Source organism: Luteibacter sp. 9133 (assembly GCF_000800155.1).
GTDB classification, from domain to species: Bacteria; Pseudomonadota; Gammaproteobacteria; order Xanthomonadales; family Rhodanobacteraceae; genus Luteibacter; species Luteibacter mycovicinus.
This window is the reverse complement of sequence record NZ_JUHO01000001.1, coordinates 2,019,209-2,037,942: the sequence shown is the minus strand read 5'-3', so window position 1 is coordinate 2,037,942 and position 18,734 is coordinate 2,019,209. Positions and strand designations below refer to the sequence as shown.

The following is an 18,734-nucleotide window of genomic DNA, read 5'->3' as shown; positions in this document are numbered from 1 at the left end:
ACCGTTTCTTCAGCGTGCCGCGTCCGTCACACGCCAGACCGTGTCACCGACATCATCGGCGATCAGCAACGCACCGTCCTTGTCCTGCACGACGCCCACAGGCGCGCCATACAGCTGCTTCTCGTCACTGGAGTAGAAGCCACTTACGACGGTCTCCGGCTTACCTTCCGGTTTGCCATCCCTGAACGCGACGAAGACCACTTCGTATCCGCTCAACGGCGAACGATCCCAGCTGCCGTGCTCGCTGATGAAAGCGCCGTTGTGGTACTTCGCAGGCAGACCGTTGCTCTGCGTCAGAAGCAACCCGAGCGGCGCCACGTGCGAGCCGATGGCGTAGTCCGGCCTGATCGCCTTGGCCACGAGATCGGGCCGTTGCGGTTTGACCCGCGTATCGATGTGCTGGCCGTAATAGCTGTAGGGCCAGCCGTAGAAACCGCCTTCCTTCACCGAGGTGAGATAGTCGGGCACGAGGTCGGCGCCGATTTCATCGCGCTCGTTGACGATGGCCCAGAGTGAGTTGCTCACGGGGTCCCACTGCAAACCGGTGGGATTGCGCAGGCCCGCCGCATAGATGCGACTCGCCCCGGTGGCGACATCGACCTCGAGCACATCGGCACGCCGGTATTCGATATCGAGGCCGTTCTCGGTGATGTTGCTGTTGGAGCCGACGCCGACATACAGCTTTGTGCCGTCCGGGTTGGCCTGGAGCGCCTTGGTCCAGTGATGGTTGATGGTGTTCGGCAGATCGGTGAAGTTCGTCGCCGGCACGGTGATCCGCGTCTGCCCTTCCTGGTAGGGATAGCTGACGATGCCATCGGTGTTGGCGACGTAAAGCGTGCTGCCGATCAGCTGCACGCCGAAGGGCGAATTCAGCCCTTCGAGAAATACATGCTTCTCCCACGGTCCCGACGCGCTCTTGCGCAACAGTGTGATGCGATTGCCGCCCTTCCCGCCTTTGCCCGACTGGTTCTTCACCATGCTGGCGATCAGCTGCTTGGGTGTGGTCACGGGCTCGCTGCCGGGACCGTTGGACTCCACGACCAGCACATCGCCGTTTGGAAGCGTGTACAGCTGCCGCGGGTGCATGAGGCCGTCGGCGATGCGTTCGATTTTCAGGCCGGCCGCTACCCTCGGCGCCTGCCCCTGTTTCCAGCCCGCCTTGTCCGGTACCTGCATGGGTGGCACGAGAAAGTTTTGTGCCTTGGGCAAGGTCGGATCGGTGCCCGACTGCTGGGGCGGCTCGAAGGAGGCTTTCTCGCTGCACGCCCCGAGGGCGACGACACAGGCCAGCGCCAGCGCGTTGCGACAGATGTACTTAGTCATGGGCCAGCACTCCCCGGTCGGATGCCCGCACCGCGACCACGATGTGCCCGATAGCGAGCAGCAGAACGGTGACGGCGGAGAGCCATACCCCTTCCGGGATGACCGCATACGCGTCACGGCTGTGAACGAAGGCGTTGAAGATCGCGGCGACGATGGCCACGAGGTTGAGCCAGAAGTCGAGTCGCTCACCGCGCACGGCGGCATGACGGGAGGTGATCCAGACCTGGGTCAGGTTGACCAGCCGCGGCACGATCGCGAACAGCAGGCCGAATACGATCAGCCAGGCGGCCCCCTTCATCCAGAGGATCACGCCGGTGCGGGCGTAGACGATATCGAAAATCAGTGCCGCCACGAAGCATCCGAACGGTATCGGATTGAGCAGGCCGTAAATGGCATTGGCCACCACGTTGCGACGTGGCAGGACATGAGAATGCATGGTGACGATCTCCCTGGACTGGTGGAGCGGACGAAGCCTCCGTTGCGCATGCTGATCCGGGCGATGTCTAAGCCGCGTCTGCTCCTGGTACCCCCTTCCCCTGAAGACCCGTGGCGGGCGATCATCCGCAAGAAATCACAGGGGGAGTTCGGCATGTCGGAGCACGGCCAGGATCAGCAGCTCGAGCGGCTGACCTTTTTTTCGGACGCGGTGTTCGCCATCGCCATCACCTTGCTGATCATCGAGGTGCACGTGCCTCATCCCGAGTCGCGTACGGACCAGGCCTGGCTGCAGGCTCTGGTCGACCTGATTCCGCAGCTAGCGGGTTTCTTCCTCAGCTTCATCGTCGTCGGCGCGTTGTGGGCCGCGCATCACCGGGTGTTCGGGCTGTTGCGCCGTTACAATCCCTCGTGGCCGGGGCGCAGCAACCTCCCGCTGCTGCTTACGCCTTTGGCGGTGATGTTGTTTGCCCGGATGCGTTCCCGGAGGCCGACGGCGGCGCCTTGACCGGCACGCAAGCGCCGGACGTATCCACGCGGCGCACGACGCAGGCCTCGGGATGCGTGGCGGCGGCCACGTTATAGGCGGCTATCCGGTCTTCCCGCAGCTGGGGCGCGGGCGACGGATCGTTCGATTCCTGAGACATGAGCGTGATCTCCCGATCCGCCGGTACGCCCGGCTGCACTGACGTTGCGCGTAGCCGCGTTACGCCACCGTTACCCTCCCGCATAGATCACCTGCACCCGATGCTCGGCTCCGTCATCCTTCAGGGCCAGGGTTGCGCCACAGGCCACCCCGTCCAGCAAGAGGCTCGCCGGTTCACCCTCGTGTGCACGACGCAGGTCGATGACGTAGGTCGCTCGTCCGTGGCGGTAGCGCACGGTATAGCCCGGCCAGGCCGCCGGAACACGAGGCACGATCCGCAGCCGGCCACCGTCGAGATGGATACCCAGTAACGACTCGACGATCAGCCGGTACATCCAGCCCGCCGATCCGGTGTACCAGCTCCACCCGCCCCGTCCCGTGTGCGGCGCGACGGAATAGACGTCCGCCGCGATGACGTACGGTTCGATCTTGTAGCGCCCGATCGCGGCGGCGTCCCCGGTGTGACTGGCAGGATGGATCATCCTCGTCAGTTCCCACGCCCGCTCATGGTTGCCCATGTGCGCGAACGCCATGGCGGCCCAGACCGCGGCGTGGGTGTACTGGCCGCCGTTTTCCCGCACGCCGGGCACGTAGCCCTTGATGTAGCCAGGATCCATGGCCGACGTGTCGAACGGCGGATCGAGCAGACGGATCATGCCCGGATCGTCGAGCACCAGATACCGGTCCAGCGACGCCATCGCACGTGCTCGCCGGTCGTCGCCGCCCACGTCCGAAAGGACCGACCAGCTCTGTGCGATCGCATCGATCCGGCATTCGTCGTTGCCTGCGGAGCCCAGCGGGGTGCCATCGTCGAACCAGGCGCGCCGGTACCAGTCGCCGTCCCAGGCGGTCGCTTCGAGGGATGCGGCCAGCGTGTCGGCGCCCGCGACGCATTGCCCGGCGAACGACACGTCACCGCGCTGACGAGCCACCTGTGCGAACTCGCGCAGCACATGGACGAGGAAGAAGCCAAGCCAGACGCTTTCGCCCTGCCCGGCCTCACCTACCTTGTTCATGCCGTCGTTCCAGTCGCCGCTACCCATCAGCGGCAGGCCGTGAACGCCACGCGGCGCGGCGTGTTCAAGCGCCCGGACGCAGTGGTCATACAGCGACGCCCGCTGGCCCGAAGGCCGGGGCTGATCGTAATAGGACTCTTCCCCGGGGCGCAGCGGACGGCCTTCGATGTACTCGACGGACTCGTCGAGTACCCCGGTATCGCCGCTGGCCTGCACGTAGCGGCTGGTGGCCAGGGGGAGCCAGAGGTAATCGTCCGAACATCCCGTACGCACGCCGCGACCGCCGGGCGGATGCCACCAGTGCATCACGTCACCCTCGACGAACTGATGCGCCGCGCACATCAGCAACTGCGCCCGGGCCATGGCCGGCGCCGCGTGCTGCGTCGCCATCGAGTCCTGCAACTGGTCGCGGAAACCGATGGCCCCGCCGGACTGGTAGTAACCGCTGCGGGCCCAGAGGCGACTGGCGATGGTCTGGTAGAGCAGCCAGCCATTGGCGAAGACGTCGATCGACGCATCGGGCGTAGCGACCTGGACCGCGCCAAGGGTGTCGCTCCAGTGGCGCCGTACGGCGGCAAGGGCGGCGGTCGCCGAACCGGTCTGCCTGAAGCGCTGGACCAGCGCACGCGCCTCGGGTTCGCTGGCGCCCATGCCGAGGCGGAAGATCACGTCACGGGATTCGCCGGGCGCCAGGACGACGAAGCTGCGCAACACACCGCACGGGTCGAGTCCCGCCCCGACGCGGTTATGCCAGCCCGGACGGCGCATGCCCAGCGGCGCGCCCGCGTGGCCATTGCGACCGAGAAAGGCGGTCCTGTCGCCACCGACGTCGCGGTCGGGATCTTCGACATCGAAGAAGGCGACGCGTCCCGGAAAGTCGCTGTTGTAGGCATTCCGTGCGAACAGCGCGCCGGTCATCGAATCGATCTCGGTGACCACGTGCATCGCGCTGCTCTCGCGCACGTCGCCCAGCAGCCATTCGACGTAACCCGTAATCGACAGGCGCCGTGACTCGTCACCGTCGTTGGTGAGAGTCAGGACCTGGAATTTCACCGACGCGTCGATGGCGACGAACACCGCCAGGCTCGACGAAACCGTGTCCTCCGCGTGGTCGAACACGGTGTAACCGAAGCCGTGCCGCGTGGTGTATTCACCCGCCCCACGCATGGGTAGCGGCGTCGGCGACCACGTATGACCGGTGGCTTCATCGCGCAGGTACATCGCCTCGCCGCAGGCGTCTTCGACCGGGTCGTTCTGCCACGGCGTGAGCCGGCAACCGTGCGCGTTCTCTGCCCACGTATACGCGCTGCCGCTTTCGGAGATCACCGTGCCGAAGTCCGGATTGGCAAGCACATTGCACCAGGGCGCGGGCGTGACCGCACCGGGAGCAAGCGTTATCACGTACTCGGTACCGTCGGTCGAGAAAGCGCCCTTCGGCGCCGAAGCGGGGACCGGCTCGATGACCGGACGACGCGGCCAGCTGGCCGGCTCCGCGGCGACCGGGTGAGCGCCCAGTCGGTGACGCTCCATCTGCTCCTGCAGGGAACCCAGGCTGTCCACCACCACGATGGAGGCGCTGGCTTCCATCACCAGTCGATCCTCGAAGGACAAGGGCTGTGCCGCGCGGATGTAGACGCCGCCGGGGCGGTCGAGCAGGTTGGCTTCGGCGCCCGAGGCCAGCAGGCCGGTCAGCGCGTCGTGCAACGTCTGTCGGTACCCCGTGCTGTCCTCGTTCCAGATCACCAGGTCGACCATGAGACCGCGGAGGCGCCAGTAGGCGGCCGCGCGGATCAGATCGCGGGCGATATCCAGACGCGCGATGTCCGCGATGCGCAGCAGGACGATCGGCAGGTCACCCGAAACGGCTTGCCCCCACAGCCCCGACTGGCCGCGCCGGTTTGCCGCGATCAGGCCCGGCTCGGCGCGCAGGGCAAGGTTCGGATAGAGGATCGATGTCGCCATGTGCTCGTACAACTGGGCGTCGGCAAGCGTCGAGTTGGCCTGACGCAGCAACACCTGGCTGCGTGTCCATGCGAGGTCGAAGACGCGGTCGGACAGGTGCCGGTCGCGATACTTCTCGATCAGACGTACGCAGCCCTCGCGCACATCCGCGACGCCGGTGACGAAGTCGAGCGTCGCCGTCTGGTCGGGATCGAGCGTCACCCGTACCCGGATGGCGACGATCGGGTCGAGCACCGCGCCGTGACTTCCCGACAACGTGTCGCAGACGGCGTCCAGCGCGGCCGGTTGAGCCGTGGTCCGGCCTCGCCCGATGAAACGGGCGCGGTCGGTCTCATACGAGATCGCGTCGACATCCGCATCGTGTACCGCGACCAGATGGCACATCCATGGCGGTACTTCGTCCGCCGAGCGCGGACGCCGGGTGCAGATGAGTGCCTGCAGGCTGGGCACGATCTCGGTCGTGACGAAGAGTTTGCTGAAGGCTGGATGGGCCGCGTCACCGCGTGGATCGGCCAGCACGACTTCGGCATAGCTGGTCAGTTCGATCGTACGACGCGCGCGGCCGCGATTGGTCACGCGGGTACGCCGCAGTTCCATATCGTCCTCGGGCGAGACGACGATCTCCGTATGCGTCTCGAAGCCGCGTTGCCGTACGCGGAACTCCGCGCGCGACTCGGCCAGAATGGCCTCGAAGTGGTCGGTCTGTCGTGCGACCGGCTGGTAGGCCGTCGACCACACGTCACCCGAGTCGGGATCGCGCACGTAACAGAACATGCCATGACGGTCGCGGGTGATGTCCTCGCGCCAACGGGTCAGCGCCATGCTGTCGCGTCGACTGTACCCACCACCGGCGCTGCTGACCATGACGTGATAACGGCCATTGGACAGCAGTTGCACCGCCGGCCGCGGACGGTCCGGATCGGTAAACAGGCGCAGCCGGGCTTCCGATGTCGCGGGTGCGGGCGCGCCCTCGCCCAGCCCGACGGCGTGCAGGTACTCCGATGCCGAGCGCGGCACACGTTCCTGCAACAGGAGGCTCGTCGCCATGACGCGCGGATCGGCTTCGAAGCGCTTGCGCATGGGCTGTCCGAGCAGCACATGCGCGATCGACAGCAACGACATGCCCTGATGATGGGCCATGAACTCCCGCACGATCGCCGAGTGCTGTCCCGGCGGCAGGCGCGACGGCGTGTAATCGACGGCTTCGTAGAGGCCGAACCGACCGGCCACGCCATCCGCGGTCAGCCGCTGCAGATTGCCGGTGGCTGCCGCCGGCGCGACCATCAGGGCCAGCACGGACGCATAGGGGGCCACGACGAGGTCGTCACCCAGTCCACGTTTGAGACCCAGACCCGGCACGCCGAAGGCCCGGTACTGGTAAGTGAGCTGCGCGTCGACGGCGTTGTATCCGGATTCGGACACTCCCCACGGAAGGTTGCGCTGCTTGCCGTATTCGATCTGGCGCGCGACCGCGGCACGACAGGTCTGCTCCAGCAGGCTGCCTTCGTAGGTCGGCATGACCAGCATGGGCATCAGGTACTCGAACATCGAGCCCGTCCAGGACAACAGCACCGGCAGACCGCCGGCATTCGTCAGCAGGCGGCCCAGCGAGAACCAGCTCTCCTGCGGTATCTGCTCCTGCGCGATGGCGACGAACGTCGTAAGTCGAGCCTCGGAGGCCAGCAGATCGTAGAACGAGTTGTCCAGCACGCGACGTTCGACATCGAAGCCGATCGACAGCAGGCGGCGGTTGTCGTCATAGAGGAAGGCGTGATCCATGACGGCCAGGTCGCCGGCCAGCGCCGCCGCCGCGGTGAGCGCGTCCAGACGCGTGGCGGCGCGCGCGGCGCGCGCCCGGTCCTTCACGTCGGCCGCGATCTCCGCCAGCGACGCGATGCGGTCACCGACGATGTCGGTATGCCATGCCTGGGCTTCGTCCAGGAGATCGTCGCACTGCGCGGCGATCCGGGACAGCCAGAACCGCGTCTCTTCCGTGCCCTCGTTCGCGTGGCGACCCACGAGCCCGTCCAGCCGGTGTCGCTGCGCGGTGGCGAAGACGAGCACATCGGTCGGCGTCGTGGGGGGGCTGCCCATCGCCTGAACGAGCTGATCCGACCAGTCGGCGAGGTCCGCTCGCCACGCGCCGCCGGCTTCTGACGCGAGGATTCCGACGCTGTCGGCCAGACCGGCGATCGACGCCACCGAAAAGACCGGCGCGTCGGCAATCGCCAGCAGCCCCCGCTGTAACGTGAGCAGGTGGCCGGCGAGGTTTCCGCTGTCGACGCTCGACACGTAGAGCGGATGCATCGGCGTACCGTGCTCCGTGTCGTACCAGTTGTAGAAATGGCCGCGATATCGCTCGAGATCGCGCATCGTGCCAAGCGTATGGCCAAGACGTTCGACCAGCGCCCCCGCCCCGAGATAACCGAAATCGTATGCGGACAGGGCGGAAAGCAGCCCCAGGCCCATATTGGTCGGCGACGTGCGCCTCGCGACGCGGGGCGCCGGCATCATCTGCACGTTATCCGGCGGCAGCCAGCGATCGTCGGGCCCCATGTACGTTTCAAAGAAAGCCCATGTGCGGCGGGCGAGATGACGCAGGAACGTCCGGTCCGCGTCCGTAGGCGCATAGACTTGCGCGCTCTGCGCGCGGCTGACCCACCAGGCGAACGGTGGCGAGGCCATCCAGAGCAGGAGCAACGGGAACGCGACGGGCAACGCGGCCGGTCGTACGGCCACGAGCGCCGCCGTCACGCCGAACGCCACGGCCGGACCGGCCCACAGTGCGCGCCACGGAATCGTATGCGTGCCGCGACCCTGTCGCTCCACTTCGCCGGACGATCGCCATTCGAGCAGATGCGTCCGACTCAACAGCACACGCCAGAGCGATCTCGCGATCGCATCCACGCTCAGGCGAGCTTCGTGCGGCAGCCATGCGACGGCCAGGCCCAGACGTGCCACATGCTGTCCCGCCGCGTCCAGGGCGACGCGGCCGTGCACCGGCCAGGTCACATCGTGTGGCTTGCGAATCACGTCCATCAGCACGTGGAGCAGAACCGGTACGAACAGCATCGACAGGACCGCGATGGTCCACGTCGCGACGGGGCCGATCCACAGCCAACCGCCCACCAGCAAGGCCAGGGCGGCCGGCGACACGAGACTGCGGCGCAGGTTGTCGAAGATCTTCCAGCGCGACAGGCTGCTCAGATCGTTGCGAACCCATCCATGAACGCTGGGCACCGTCGGCATCAGCCAGGGCAAGAGCTGCCAGTCGCCACGGGTCCAGCGGTGCCTTCGCACGCTGTCATCCGCGTAGCGCCCCGGAATCTCCTCGAAGACCAGGACGTCGCTGAGCAGCCCCGAGCGCGCGAAACAGCCCTCGATCAGATCGTGACTGAGTACGCGTTCGTCCTTGAGGCGCCCGGCCAGTGCACGCTCGAAGGCATCGATGTCGTAGATGCCCTTGCCCGTGAACGAGCCTTCGTGGAAGACGTCCTGGTAGACATCGGACACGGCACGCGTATACGGATCGACACCGGCATCCGCGCCGTACAGGCGTGCATAGACCGAGCGCGCCTGCGCCGGCAGTGCGATACCCACGCGCGGCTGCAGGATGCCGTAACCCGACACCACGGTGTTCGACGCGTCGTCGAACACCGGGCGGTTCAGCGGATGATCCATCGCCGCCACCATCAGATGAGCGGCGTCGCGCGGGAGCTGCGTATCGGAGTCCAGCGTGATGACGTAACGGACGGGGGGAAGATCCGCGATTCGTCCGACGATGAGCGCGAAGCGTTCCGCGCCTTCGCCGCGCAACAGCCGGTTCAGTGCGGCGAGCTTGCCGCGTTTGCGGTCGGCGCCCATCCAGCGTCGTTCCGTCGCGCTCCATTCCCGGGGGCGATGAAACAGATAAAAACGATCCGCTGCCACCGATGGATACCGGGCATTCAGTGCCGAAACGCGACGTCCTGCGTACGCGAGGATCGCCTCATCGTCCGGGAGGGCGGGCCGATCGGCATCCAGAAAGTCGGTGAGCAAGGCGAAATGCAGCGCATCGTCGCGATTGGCGAGGAAACGCACCTCGAGTGCATCGACGACCTCGTCGACGTCCTCCACACCGCCGAGCAGGGTCGGCACGGTGACCATGGTCCGCGCTGCCGCGGGCATGCCGGACGCATAGTCCATACGAGGCAGGTAATCGGGCGATGCGATCAGCGACGCGCCAAGGTTCAGAAGGCTCAGGCTAAGCTGGCTTGCAACGAGCAGACACCCTGCGCCGAGCAGCATCCACACCCAGGCTGACGCCGAAACGACCGCCGCCGTCGCCACCAGGCCAACGGTGAGCGCGGCAGTGAGCAGGAGAAACACGGTGAACGACACCGCGAACGGTGCGCGTGTGAAGGCGCGAGCGCACCGTGTTTTCCAGCCCCGGCTTGCGCCGAGCGCACGCTCGAACTCCGTTGCCCCCGCGCCGACCAGATAGAAACCGACGTGCCGCCGGGTCGTATCGTGGACACCAGCCGCCTGCGCGAGACATGCGGCGTGCACCGCACGAGCGGTATCCACTTCGCTGCGACGTGTCGCACGCGCCAAGCGCTCCACCGCATGGCGATAGCGATCCCGGCTGGTGAAATCCATCGCGGGATAAACGCCGGAGGGATCGTCGCGAAGCGATGCCTCGACCAGACTCGCGTGTTCGACGAAGTCGCGCCAGTCCACCGTCGCCAGCGCACGGAGGCTGCCGATGCTGTTGCCGACCGACACCTGGTGCATCGCCTGCTGCTGCGATTCGGCCTGCACGAGGTAGTCGATGCTGCGGCCCGATTCCGCGAGCCGCTGCTCGACCCAGCCCAGCGGCATGGCCAGTGCCGGCCCCTGCCCCTGTAACCGGCGCACCAGCTCGGCTACGAACGGTGCACTCATCACCGGGGCGGAACGCGCCATGTCGGCGACCACCAGCACCACATTCTTCGGATCGTCGGCCGCCATGCGCGTCATGGCATCCGCCCAGCGCGTGGCACGTCGACGACGCGAGCGGTCCTGAGTCACGCGCACGGCGATGCGACGCAGATTTTCGATCAAGGCAAGCCGCAGCATGATGGGCACCGCCCAGAGTTCGCCCAGACTGAGCGGCGCGACGGTCTGATAGGCATCGAGGAAACGCGCCAGGCCAGCGGCGTCGACGCGTCCATCGCCGTGGGATATGACTTCCAGTGCGATGTCGTAGACGCGGGGAAGACCATGGGATGCGCCGCCATCGAGCTGGACGAGTTCGCGACTGTACCCTTTGGGAAAATCCTTGTTCGCGCTGCGGATGTGCTCTTCGATCAGGTAGAGGTTGTCCAGCAGCCACTCGCCGGCGGGCGTCGCGCTCTCCCCGCGACGTGCGGCCACCATGAGGCCGCGACACGCCCCAAGGATCACCCGTTCGTTGTCGGCAAGACGGGGAAGCAGCCATTCGGGTAGCCGGCGCGCAGCCAGACGATGCCTGGCGGCGAGTTGCGCGCCGTAAGCCTCGAGTTGTTCGGCATTGAAGAGTTCGGCTCGTAAGGCCGGCTCGCGTTCCGCGCCCGCGGTTTCCCGGACGCGCTTACGCCGGAAAAGGTCTATAGACCCGCCGTTAACATCGCGACGACATGCATGAGCTGCTCCCGATGCGGCCGGTGGACCGCCCTTAGCCGCCGAGTGTGCGCCGCTGACGGGCCGAGCGCCATCACCAGGGCGGAGATCGCCGTGTGTGCGTTGCTGCGATGCGGAAGCGACCTTGCCGAATAAGCGCGTATACACGACGCACACATCGGAGTGGTGACCATGCAGTGCAACAATTAGTGACTGCGGAATGAACCATTCATTAGTGGTGTGTGTAGATACATCAAGACGCATATAACGAATTAATAACGTATTTGCGTTCTAGCGTCCCCACAAGCGATGGTTCCTTGACGCAGGTCGCAAAACTGGCGGTTTTCACTTTGAGGCCTACGCGACCCCGTCTAAGCTGAAAGTCCTTCGGCGCGGATCAGTGGTACGCGATTGGCATCGAAGAAGGCGAAGGACATCGTTCTTTCAACGAATGGCGTCGACATCGGCATCCCCAACGGCCGCCCGTCGACGCCCGCCTGAGGTTTCATCCTACGCATCCAAGGGGGTGTGTCATGCGCCAGCTGTGTGCCGGTGCATGGAGACGTGTGCGTAAAACGCTGGAAATACAGGACGTTGGCTGGCCCTCTGCTTTTCGGCCCATTCATTCTCGCTCCGGTATAAACGCTTAGACGTCCAATTCATCTCCAGGAAACACGCGGCCGCATGACGACGAAGATTGAGCAGGCACATGATGACGACACCGTCGATCTCAACGCGTTGTTCGGTACGCTGCTCGATCACAAGTGGCTGATCGTTGCAATCACGGGGGTCTTCTTCGTGATCGGTGTGCTGTATACGCTGCTGGCGACGCCTATCTATCAGGCCACCGCCGTGGTGCAGGTCGAGCAGAAGACGCCGAGCCTTCCGGGGCTGAGTGACCTTTCGCAATCGCTCGGCACGACCGCATCGCAGGCCGTCACCGAGATCGCGCTGATTACGTCGCGGCTGGTCGTCGGACAGACGGTCGACGACATGCGACTGAACGTGCAGGCGTTGCCGCAACGCATGCCGGTAATCGGTGACTACCTCTCCCGCGGGCATAAACCCGGCCAGCTGGGCAAGCCTCGCTTCGGACTCAGTCGCTATGGCTGGGGCGGCGAGGTCGTCGACATCTTCAAGCTCGATCTGCCCGATCCGACCATGGGCGGTAAGTTCGAACTCCGCGCCGAAGACAATCACCAGTTCAGCCTGTACGACGACGATGGCAAGCGTGTGGCGCAGGGCGCCGTCGGTCAGCTGATCAACGGCAAGGGCGTGACGGTGCAGATCCGCCAGCTGGTAGCCAACCCGGGGACGCGCTTCGACGTCGTCGTGCAGCCCGCGCTGACCACCACGACCAAGCTGCAGACCGATGTCGTCGCCCTCGAACAGGGCAACGACTCCGGGATCATCGGGCTGACCTATAACAACGCCGATCCGGAGCTGGCGCGGAAGGTGCTGGAACACGTCACCACCGCGTATGTGCGGCAGAACGTCGAGCGGAACTCCGCCGAAGCCGCCAGCCAGCTGCAGTTCGTCAAGGACCAGCTGCCCAAGGTGCGTCAGGACCTGGACAAGGCCCAGGCCGCGATGAACGCCTTCCAGACACAGTCCCACTCTGTCGATCTGAGCATGCAGACCAAGGGCCTGCTCGATCAGATCGTCGGTGTCGAGAACAACATCCAGCAGTTGCACATGCAGGAAGCGGACATCGATCGCCGCTTTACGCATGACCACCCTGCCTACAAGGCGTTGCAGCAGCAGATGGGCCAGCTGCAGGCACAGAAGGACAAGATGCAGAAGGAGGTCGGCGCCCTGCCCGACACCCAGCAGCAACTGCTCAAGCTCAACCGGGACGTCCAGGTCAGCAGCAATACGTACACCAGCCTGCTCAATCAGGCGCAGCAGCTCGACATCGCCCGCGCGGGTACCGTCGGCAACGTGCGTATCGTCGACAAGGCGGCGGTGGATCCCAACGTTCCCGTGCAGCCGCGCAAGGCGCTGATCGTCATCATCGCGACCTTCCTCGGTGCCTTCCTCGCGCTGGCCTTTGTCTTCCTCAAGCAGATCCTCAATCGCGGCATCGAAGACCCTGCGCTGATCGAGGACCTTGGCCTGCCCGTCTATGCGTCGGTGCCGCTCAGCTCCGGCCAGAGCGCGCGTTCCATCCGCACCCGTCACAAGCACGGCGCGCGTGGCCCCCTGCTCGCCATCAGCGACCCGGCCGATCTGGCGATCGAATCCATCCGCAGCCTGCGCACCAGCCTGCACTTCGCCCGGCTGGAAGCGAAGAACAACATCCTCATGATCACCGGCTCCAGCCCGTTCGCCGGTAAAACCTTTGTCTCGGCGAACCTCGCCGCCGTCATTGCCCAGGCGGGGCAGCGCGTGCTGCTGGTCGACGGTGACATGCGCCGCGGCACGCTGCACCAGTTGCTCGGCGTCAAGACGGGACGCGGGCTGTCCGATCTGCTGGTCGGCAAGGCCGAACTCGCGGACGTGGTGCAGAAGGGGCCGACCGAAAACGTCGATTTCATCAGCCGCGGCCAGGTGCCGCCGAATCCGTCCGAACTGCTGATGCATCAGCACTTCACGCGCTTCATCGAGGCCGTGGTGCCCGCCTACGACCTCATCATCATCGATACGCCGCCCATCCTGGCGGTGACCGATGCGGCGGTGATTGGCCATCACGTCGGGACCAGCCTGCTCGTGGCGCGTTTCGGTCTCAACAAGCAGCGCGAGCTGGCACTGGCCAAGCAACGTTTCGAACAGAACGGTGTCGAGCTGAAGGGTGCCATCTTCAACGCGGTGGAAAAGCGCACGGCGGGCTACTCCGAGTACGCGTACTACAAATACAAGGCCGATCCGGCTTGAACCGCCCCGCTACCACGGGGCCCAGCATGAAAAGAGCACTATGTCGCGCATCCTGATCGTCGGAAATCACACGTGCGGCAACCGGGGCGACGGCGCCATTCTGCGCGGCCTTCTGGAATGTCTGGCGGAGGCGCTGCCGGGGAGCAAGGTCGATGTGACCAGCCGCTTCCCGACCAGCTCCGAATACCTTATCGGGCGTCGGTTGTTGCCCGACACGTTGAATGCCTACTACAACGAAGCCGCGAAAAAGCGCTTCGGTGGCCTGCGGCCGAAGGTGCTGCGCCGGCTTGTTCCGCGCATCCTGCACGGGCATCTCATGGGACGCTGGTGGGCACGCTGGGTAAAGCTGCCGCAGCGCCATCGCGAGACCATCGAGTGGATGAAAGGGTACGACCTGGTCATTCAGGTCGGCGGTTCGTTCTTCGTGGACCTGTATGGCCCCACGCAGTACGACCAGTCCATCTGCGCCCTGCTGGCGGGCCGTCCGGTCTACATGATCGGCCACAGCGTCGGGCCCTTCCAGCAGCCGTTCTTCCGGCAGATCTCCGAAGACGTCATGACCCGGGTCAACGCGGTCGCTCTGCGTGAGGAAGTCAGCGCGCGCTATATGACCGAGGGGCGCATCCCGCAGGACAAGGTGCGCTGGACGTCGGATACCGCGTGGCTGGTCAATCCGGGGGTCAACGAGCCCGTCAATACCGCGCAGCCGACGGTGGCCGTGACCTTCCGTGAGCTGGCCCCGTTCGACAAGCGTCTGGGCGTGACGCAGGCCGAGTACGAAACGGCGTTCGCCGAGCTGCTGGATGCCGTGATCGAAGCGGGCTACCGCGTCGTCGCCTACTCCACCTGCACGGCCATCGACGGCTACCCCAAGGACGACCGCATGGTCGCTCTCAAGGTGCGCGCGCGCCTGCGCCATCCGGAGTCCTTCCATGTCGAGATGAACGAGCTCAACGATGTCGAGATCGGCCGCCGCCTCGCCACCTGCGTGCTCACCATCGGCACGCGGCTGCACAGCGCGATCATGTCGATGAACTTCGGTACGCCATCCGTGGCGCTCAATTACGAGCACAAGTCCGAAGGCATCATGAAGCGTCTCGGTGTGGACGACCTGGCCATTCCCGTCAAAGCCCTGCTCGACGGCAGCCTGCGCACGAAGGTGCTCGCGTTGCTCCAGGACGAGACCTTGCGGCCACGCGTCGCCACGGCGGTCGCCCGCGAGAAGGCGTTCGCCCGTGAGTCGGTACTGGCGACGCTGGGGATCGGAGCCTGACCATGCCGATCCTGTTCGTCCTCCCGGAGTTTCCCAAGTATTCGGAAACCTTCGTCATCGACCAGATCGTCGGCCTGCTCGACCGCGGCTTCGACGTGCGCATCCTGGCGATCAGCCGGGGACCGCAGCCCGCACCCGGTGACATCGTCGCCACGCGGGGGTTGATGGAACGGACGACGTTCATCTTCGATCACTCCGCCAGCGCGTCGAAGCACTGGCAGATCCTGCTGCGCCGCTTGCGTCAGGTGCTTCCCGGACTGCCGAGCGCGCGCGTGCGCAAGGCGCTTTCCGTACGACTCTATGGCCACGCGGCGAAGAGCCTCGTCCTGGCCGGTGCCGTGCGCCGGATCAGGGAGCCGCTGAAGGCAAAGGCGATCATCGCCCACTTCGGTCCCACCGGCGTCCTGGCAGCCAACCTGCGCGCCCTCGGTCTGATCGAGGGTCCGATCCACACGGTGTTTCACGGCTTCGACCTTTCGCAGCACAGCGTGCTTGCCCGCCATGCCGACGATTACCGTCGCCTGTTCGCGCAGGGCGAGCGGATGTTGCCGATCAGCACGCGCTGGAGTCGCAAGCTCCAGGCGATGGGCTGCGCGCCGGAAAAGATTCAGGTGCACCGGATGGGCGTGGATCTGGAGAGCTTTCGTTACGTGTCCCCGGGCGATGTGTCGTCGGCCGGAACCCGCCCGCTGCGCGTGGTCAGCGTCGCCCGTCTCGTCGAGAAAAAGGGCGTGCTCTACCTGTGCCAGGCCGTAGCCGAACTGGCCAGGCGCGGCGTACCCGTCGAACTGAACGTGATCGGCGACGGCCCCCTTCAGCCGACCCTGGAGCGCTTCGTCGCCGATGAAGGCATGGGCGAGCACATCCATATCCTGGGCCGGCGCGACAAGAGCTTCGTACAGACCGCCTTGCGCGATGCCGACATCTTCGCCCTGCCCAGCGTCACCGCGACCGACGGCGATCAGGAGGGCATCCCCGTCTCGCTGATGGAAGCCATGGCCAGTGGCGTGCCTTGTCTGTCCACGGTGCACAGCGGCATTCCCGAACTGATCGAAGACGGCTATTCCGGGTGGCTGGTTCCGGAGCGCGACGCCGGAGCGCTGGCAGACAAGCTGGCGCGCATTCAGAACGGCGACTACGACCTCCCGGCCATCGCACGCCACGCACGTGAAACGGTGGAAGCCCGGTTCAACCAGAGCCGTCTGCACGACCAGCTCGCCGCGCAGCTGGCCCTGGAGGACTGACGATGGCCTCCGCCAAACGCGACGCCATCTGGACCGCCGGGTCGACCGTCATCAGCGCAGCCAGCCAGCTGTTGCAGATCGCGGTGCTGGCTCATCACGTCGACGCACGCATGCTCGGTGCGCTGGCGATCGTCAACGTGGTCAATGCGATCGCCACGTTGCTGCAGGACATGGGCCTGAGCAGCTACCTCATCCACCGCCAGAACATCAACCGTGAAGAGCGCACCTCGCTTTTCATGATCAGCGTGGGTCTCGGTCTCGTCTCGGCCGCCGTGCTCTTCTTCGTGTCCTACGCCGTGGCGTACTTCTATCAGTCGGAGGTCCTCGGCCAGCTGATGCGTCTGTCGACGATCAACTTCGTGCTGCTGGGGGTGGCCGCGCAGTATCAGGCCAGCCTGATCAAGGCTTTCCAGCTGCCGAGACTGGCCCGCATCGAAGTGGTCGGACGCCTCTCGGGTTTGGCCACGCTGCTGGTCATGGTGCTGGTCTTCCATGCGTCCATCGAAGCCGCCGTGTACGCCATGATCGTCAACAGCCTCGTCCGGCTGGGCTGCTTCCTGGCCGTGTCGGAGCCCGACTGGCACCCGGGTCGCGGGTTCGACCGGGGCATCATGCGGGAGGCGTTCCGCTATGGCGCCTTCCAGCTTGGGTCGCAGGTGATCAACCAGCTGCGCAGTCAGGCCGACCAGATCATCCTGGGCAAGTTTCTCGGCCTGGCGTCGCTCGGCGTGTATTCGCTGGCAAAGGAACTGGTCCTGCAGCCGACCAAGCTGATCATGCCGGTGGCGGGCCGTCTGGCGTTGCCGCGACTGGCGACCTTGCAGCACGATCCCGAAGCGCTGCGTCGCATCTACCTCGTCGGCCTGCGCGGTGTGGCGATCTTCAGCGCGGTGGTCTTCATCATGCTTGCCGTGTTCGCGCCACCGGCGGTGTCGATCCTGTACGGCCATCGCTACGACGGCGTGGCCCAGCTCATTCCGCTGATGCTGCTGTTCGGCATGCTGCGCCCGCTGGGCTCCCTGATCGGCGCCCTGAGCCAGAGCCAGGGCCGGTCGGACATCGAGTTCGGCTGGAACCTGAAGATCTGCGGCATCACGCTGGCGGTGAGCCTCGCCGGCGCGGCGTCCCGGTCGCTGGAAATCATGGCGGTGGCGCTGGCCATCAGCCAGATCCTGGCCACCGTGTTTTCGTATTACTTCTTCTCGTCGAAGCTCATCCGGATCACCGCACGCGAGTTCTTCAATGCGTGGACGATCGAGAGCTTCGTTCCCTACGCGTTCCTCATGCTCGCCGTCTTCGTTTACCCGGGCGACGGCTGGATGGCCAGCGCGGTGCGCTTCGCCATCGCCACGCCGCCGCTGGTGTGGGTGATCTGGCGTAGCCGACACACCTTGCTGGACAAACAGATCCAGGCGGTGAGCGCATGAGTACGACGACCGACGCAATGCAGACGAGGAGCGATGACGCCATGGCGCTGGTGAGCGTTTACATTCCTACCCGCAATCGTTCGGCGCTGCTTCGCCGGGCCGTCGACTCGGTGCTGGCCCAGAGCTACCCCGAGATCGAGATTCTGATTTGTGACGAGGCCTCGACCGACGATACGGCCGAGGTCGTCGCCGACTACATTCAGCGCTACCCCGGCAAGTTCACCTATCTTCGCAACGAGACGCCGCAGGGCGCCTGCCGCGCGCGTAACCGGTGCATGGAGCAGGCTTCCGGCACCTATGTCACCGGACTGGACGACGACGACCTGTTTCATCCGCAGCGGATCGAATGCCTGGTCGACCTGTACCGGCGCAACAAGGTGTCGTTCGTCTGCAGCCGGTTCCGCTATTTCCAGAGCGACGCCCAGATCGCGGCGCTGCGCGATCGTCAGTACGGCAAGGCGGAACTGGAGAAGGTCGAGCCGATCACGCTGTCCGCCCTGCTCTACGCCAATCTCGCCGGCAACCAGGTTCTGACCGAGTTGTCGCGCATGCGCGAACTCGGCGGTTTCGACGAAGCGATGCCCTCATGGCAGGACTACGACATGTGGATCCGCCTGGCCGAGCGTTTCGGTCCCGCGCTGCGCACACGTCAGCTGCTGTCGTTCGTCGACGATGACCGGTCGCGCGCCCGTATCCGCAATTCGACCAAGCGTGCCGAGGGCAGCGAGCGTTTCATCGCCAAGCACACCCGGCTGATGAGTGCCGATCAACGGCGTAACCACCGGAACATCCAGTACGTCATGAACAAGCAGCGACCGCCCCTGGGCGACATCGCCCGGAACATCTCTGTCGGCGGCTACAAGTCGACGCTGAAAGTGTTGCTGCACAAGTTCTTCGGCGTGGCGATCGGCTGAC

The 18,734-nt window shown here is 65.4% G+C and carries 9 protein-coding genes; 6 read left to right on the top strand and 3 right to left on the bottom strand.

Translation table 11 applies throughout. The features are described 5' to 3' along the window. Positions 1 to 9: 9 nt before the first annotated feature. A complete protein-coding gene (locus FA87_RS08785; protein WP_043693919.1) occupies positions 10 to 1,323 on the bottom strand; it encodes a sorbosone dehydrogenase family protein in 1,314 nt (437 codons plus the stop codon). After that, the gene (locus FA87_RS08780) at positions 1,316 to 1,759 is read right to left on the bottom strand and encodes a DUF2231 domain-containing protein (RefSeq protein ID WP_043693916.1); all 444 of its coding nucleotides are present in this window, start codon (positions 1,757 to 1,759) and stop codon (positions 1,316 to 1,318) included. The genes FA87_RS08785 and FA87_RS08780 overlap by 8 nt, the downstream gene beginning before the upstream one ends. On the opposite strand from FA87_RS08780, the gene FA87_RS19860 reads away from it, so the two are divergent. After that, on the top strand, positions 1,754 to 2,266 hold the full coding sequence (locus FA87_RS19860) for a TMEM175 family protein (protein WP_052191236.1): 513 nt from the start codon (positions 1,754 to 1,756) through the stop codon (positions 2,264 to 2,266). The two genes, FA87_RS08780 and FA87_RS19860, sit on opposite strands and share 6 nt — an antisense overlap. 209 nt (positions 2,267 to 2,475) lie before the next feature. Here the strand turns inward: FA87_RS19860 and FA87_RS08770 are convergent, their stop codons facing one another. Beyond that, a complete protein-coding gene (locus FA87_RS08770; RefSeq protein ID WP_239709023.1) occupies positions 2,476 to 10,779 on the bottom strand; it encodes a glucoamylase family protein in 8,304 nt (2,767 codons plus the stop codon). A 906-nt stretch (positions 10,780 to 11,685) separates the two neighbouring features. On the opposite strand from FA87_RS08770, the gene FA87_RS08765 reads away from it, so the two are divergent. The 5 genes from FA87_RS08765 to FA87_RS19855 are packed head-to-tail and all read left to right on the top strand — an operon-like array spanning position 11,686 to position 18,733. Further along, entirely contained in the window at positions 11,686 to 13,875 is a 2,190-nt protein-coding gene (locus tag FA87_RS08765) for a polysaccharide biosynthesis tyrosine autokinase (RefSeq protein ID WP_043693913.1), read from the top strand. Between the two features lie 40 nt (positions 13,876 to 13,915). After that, the gene (gene wcaK / locus FA87_RS08760; protein WP_043693909.1) at positions 13,916 to 15,148 is read left to right on the top strand and encodes a colanic acid biosynthesis pyruvyl transferase WcaK; all 1,233 of its coding nucleotides are present in this window, start codon (positions 13,916 to 13,918) and stop codon (positions 15,146 to 15,148) included. A gap of 2 nt (positions 15,149 to 15,150) precedes the next feature. After that, complete coding sequence (locus FA87_RS08755) at positions 15,151 to 16,392, top strand: glycosyltransferase (RefSeq protein ID WP_036113387.1); 1,242 nt, start codon at positions 15,151 to 15,153, stop codon at positions 16,390 to 16,392. A gap of 2 nt (positions 16,393 to 16,394) precedes the next feature. Further along, positions 16,395 to 17,819 (top strand): lipopolysaccharide biosynthesis protein, encoded by a 1,425-nt coding sequence (locus FA87_RS08750; protein WP_052191235.1) that lies wholly within the window; start codon positions 16,395 to 16,397, stop codon positions 17,817 to 17,819. Next, a complete protein-coding gene (locus tag FA87_RS19855) occupies positions 17,816 to 18,733 on the top strand; it encodes a glycosyltransferase family 2 protein (RefSeq protein ID WP_052191234.1) in 918 nt (305 codons plus the stop codon). The genes FA87_RS08750 and FA87_RS19855 overlap by 4 nt, the downstream gene beginning before the upstream one ends. The last annotated feature ends 1 nt before the right edge of the window (position 18,734 follow it).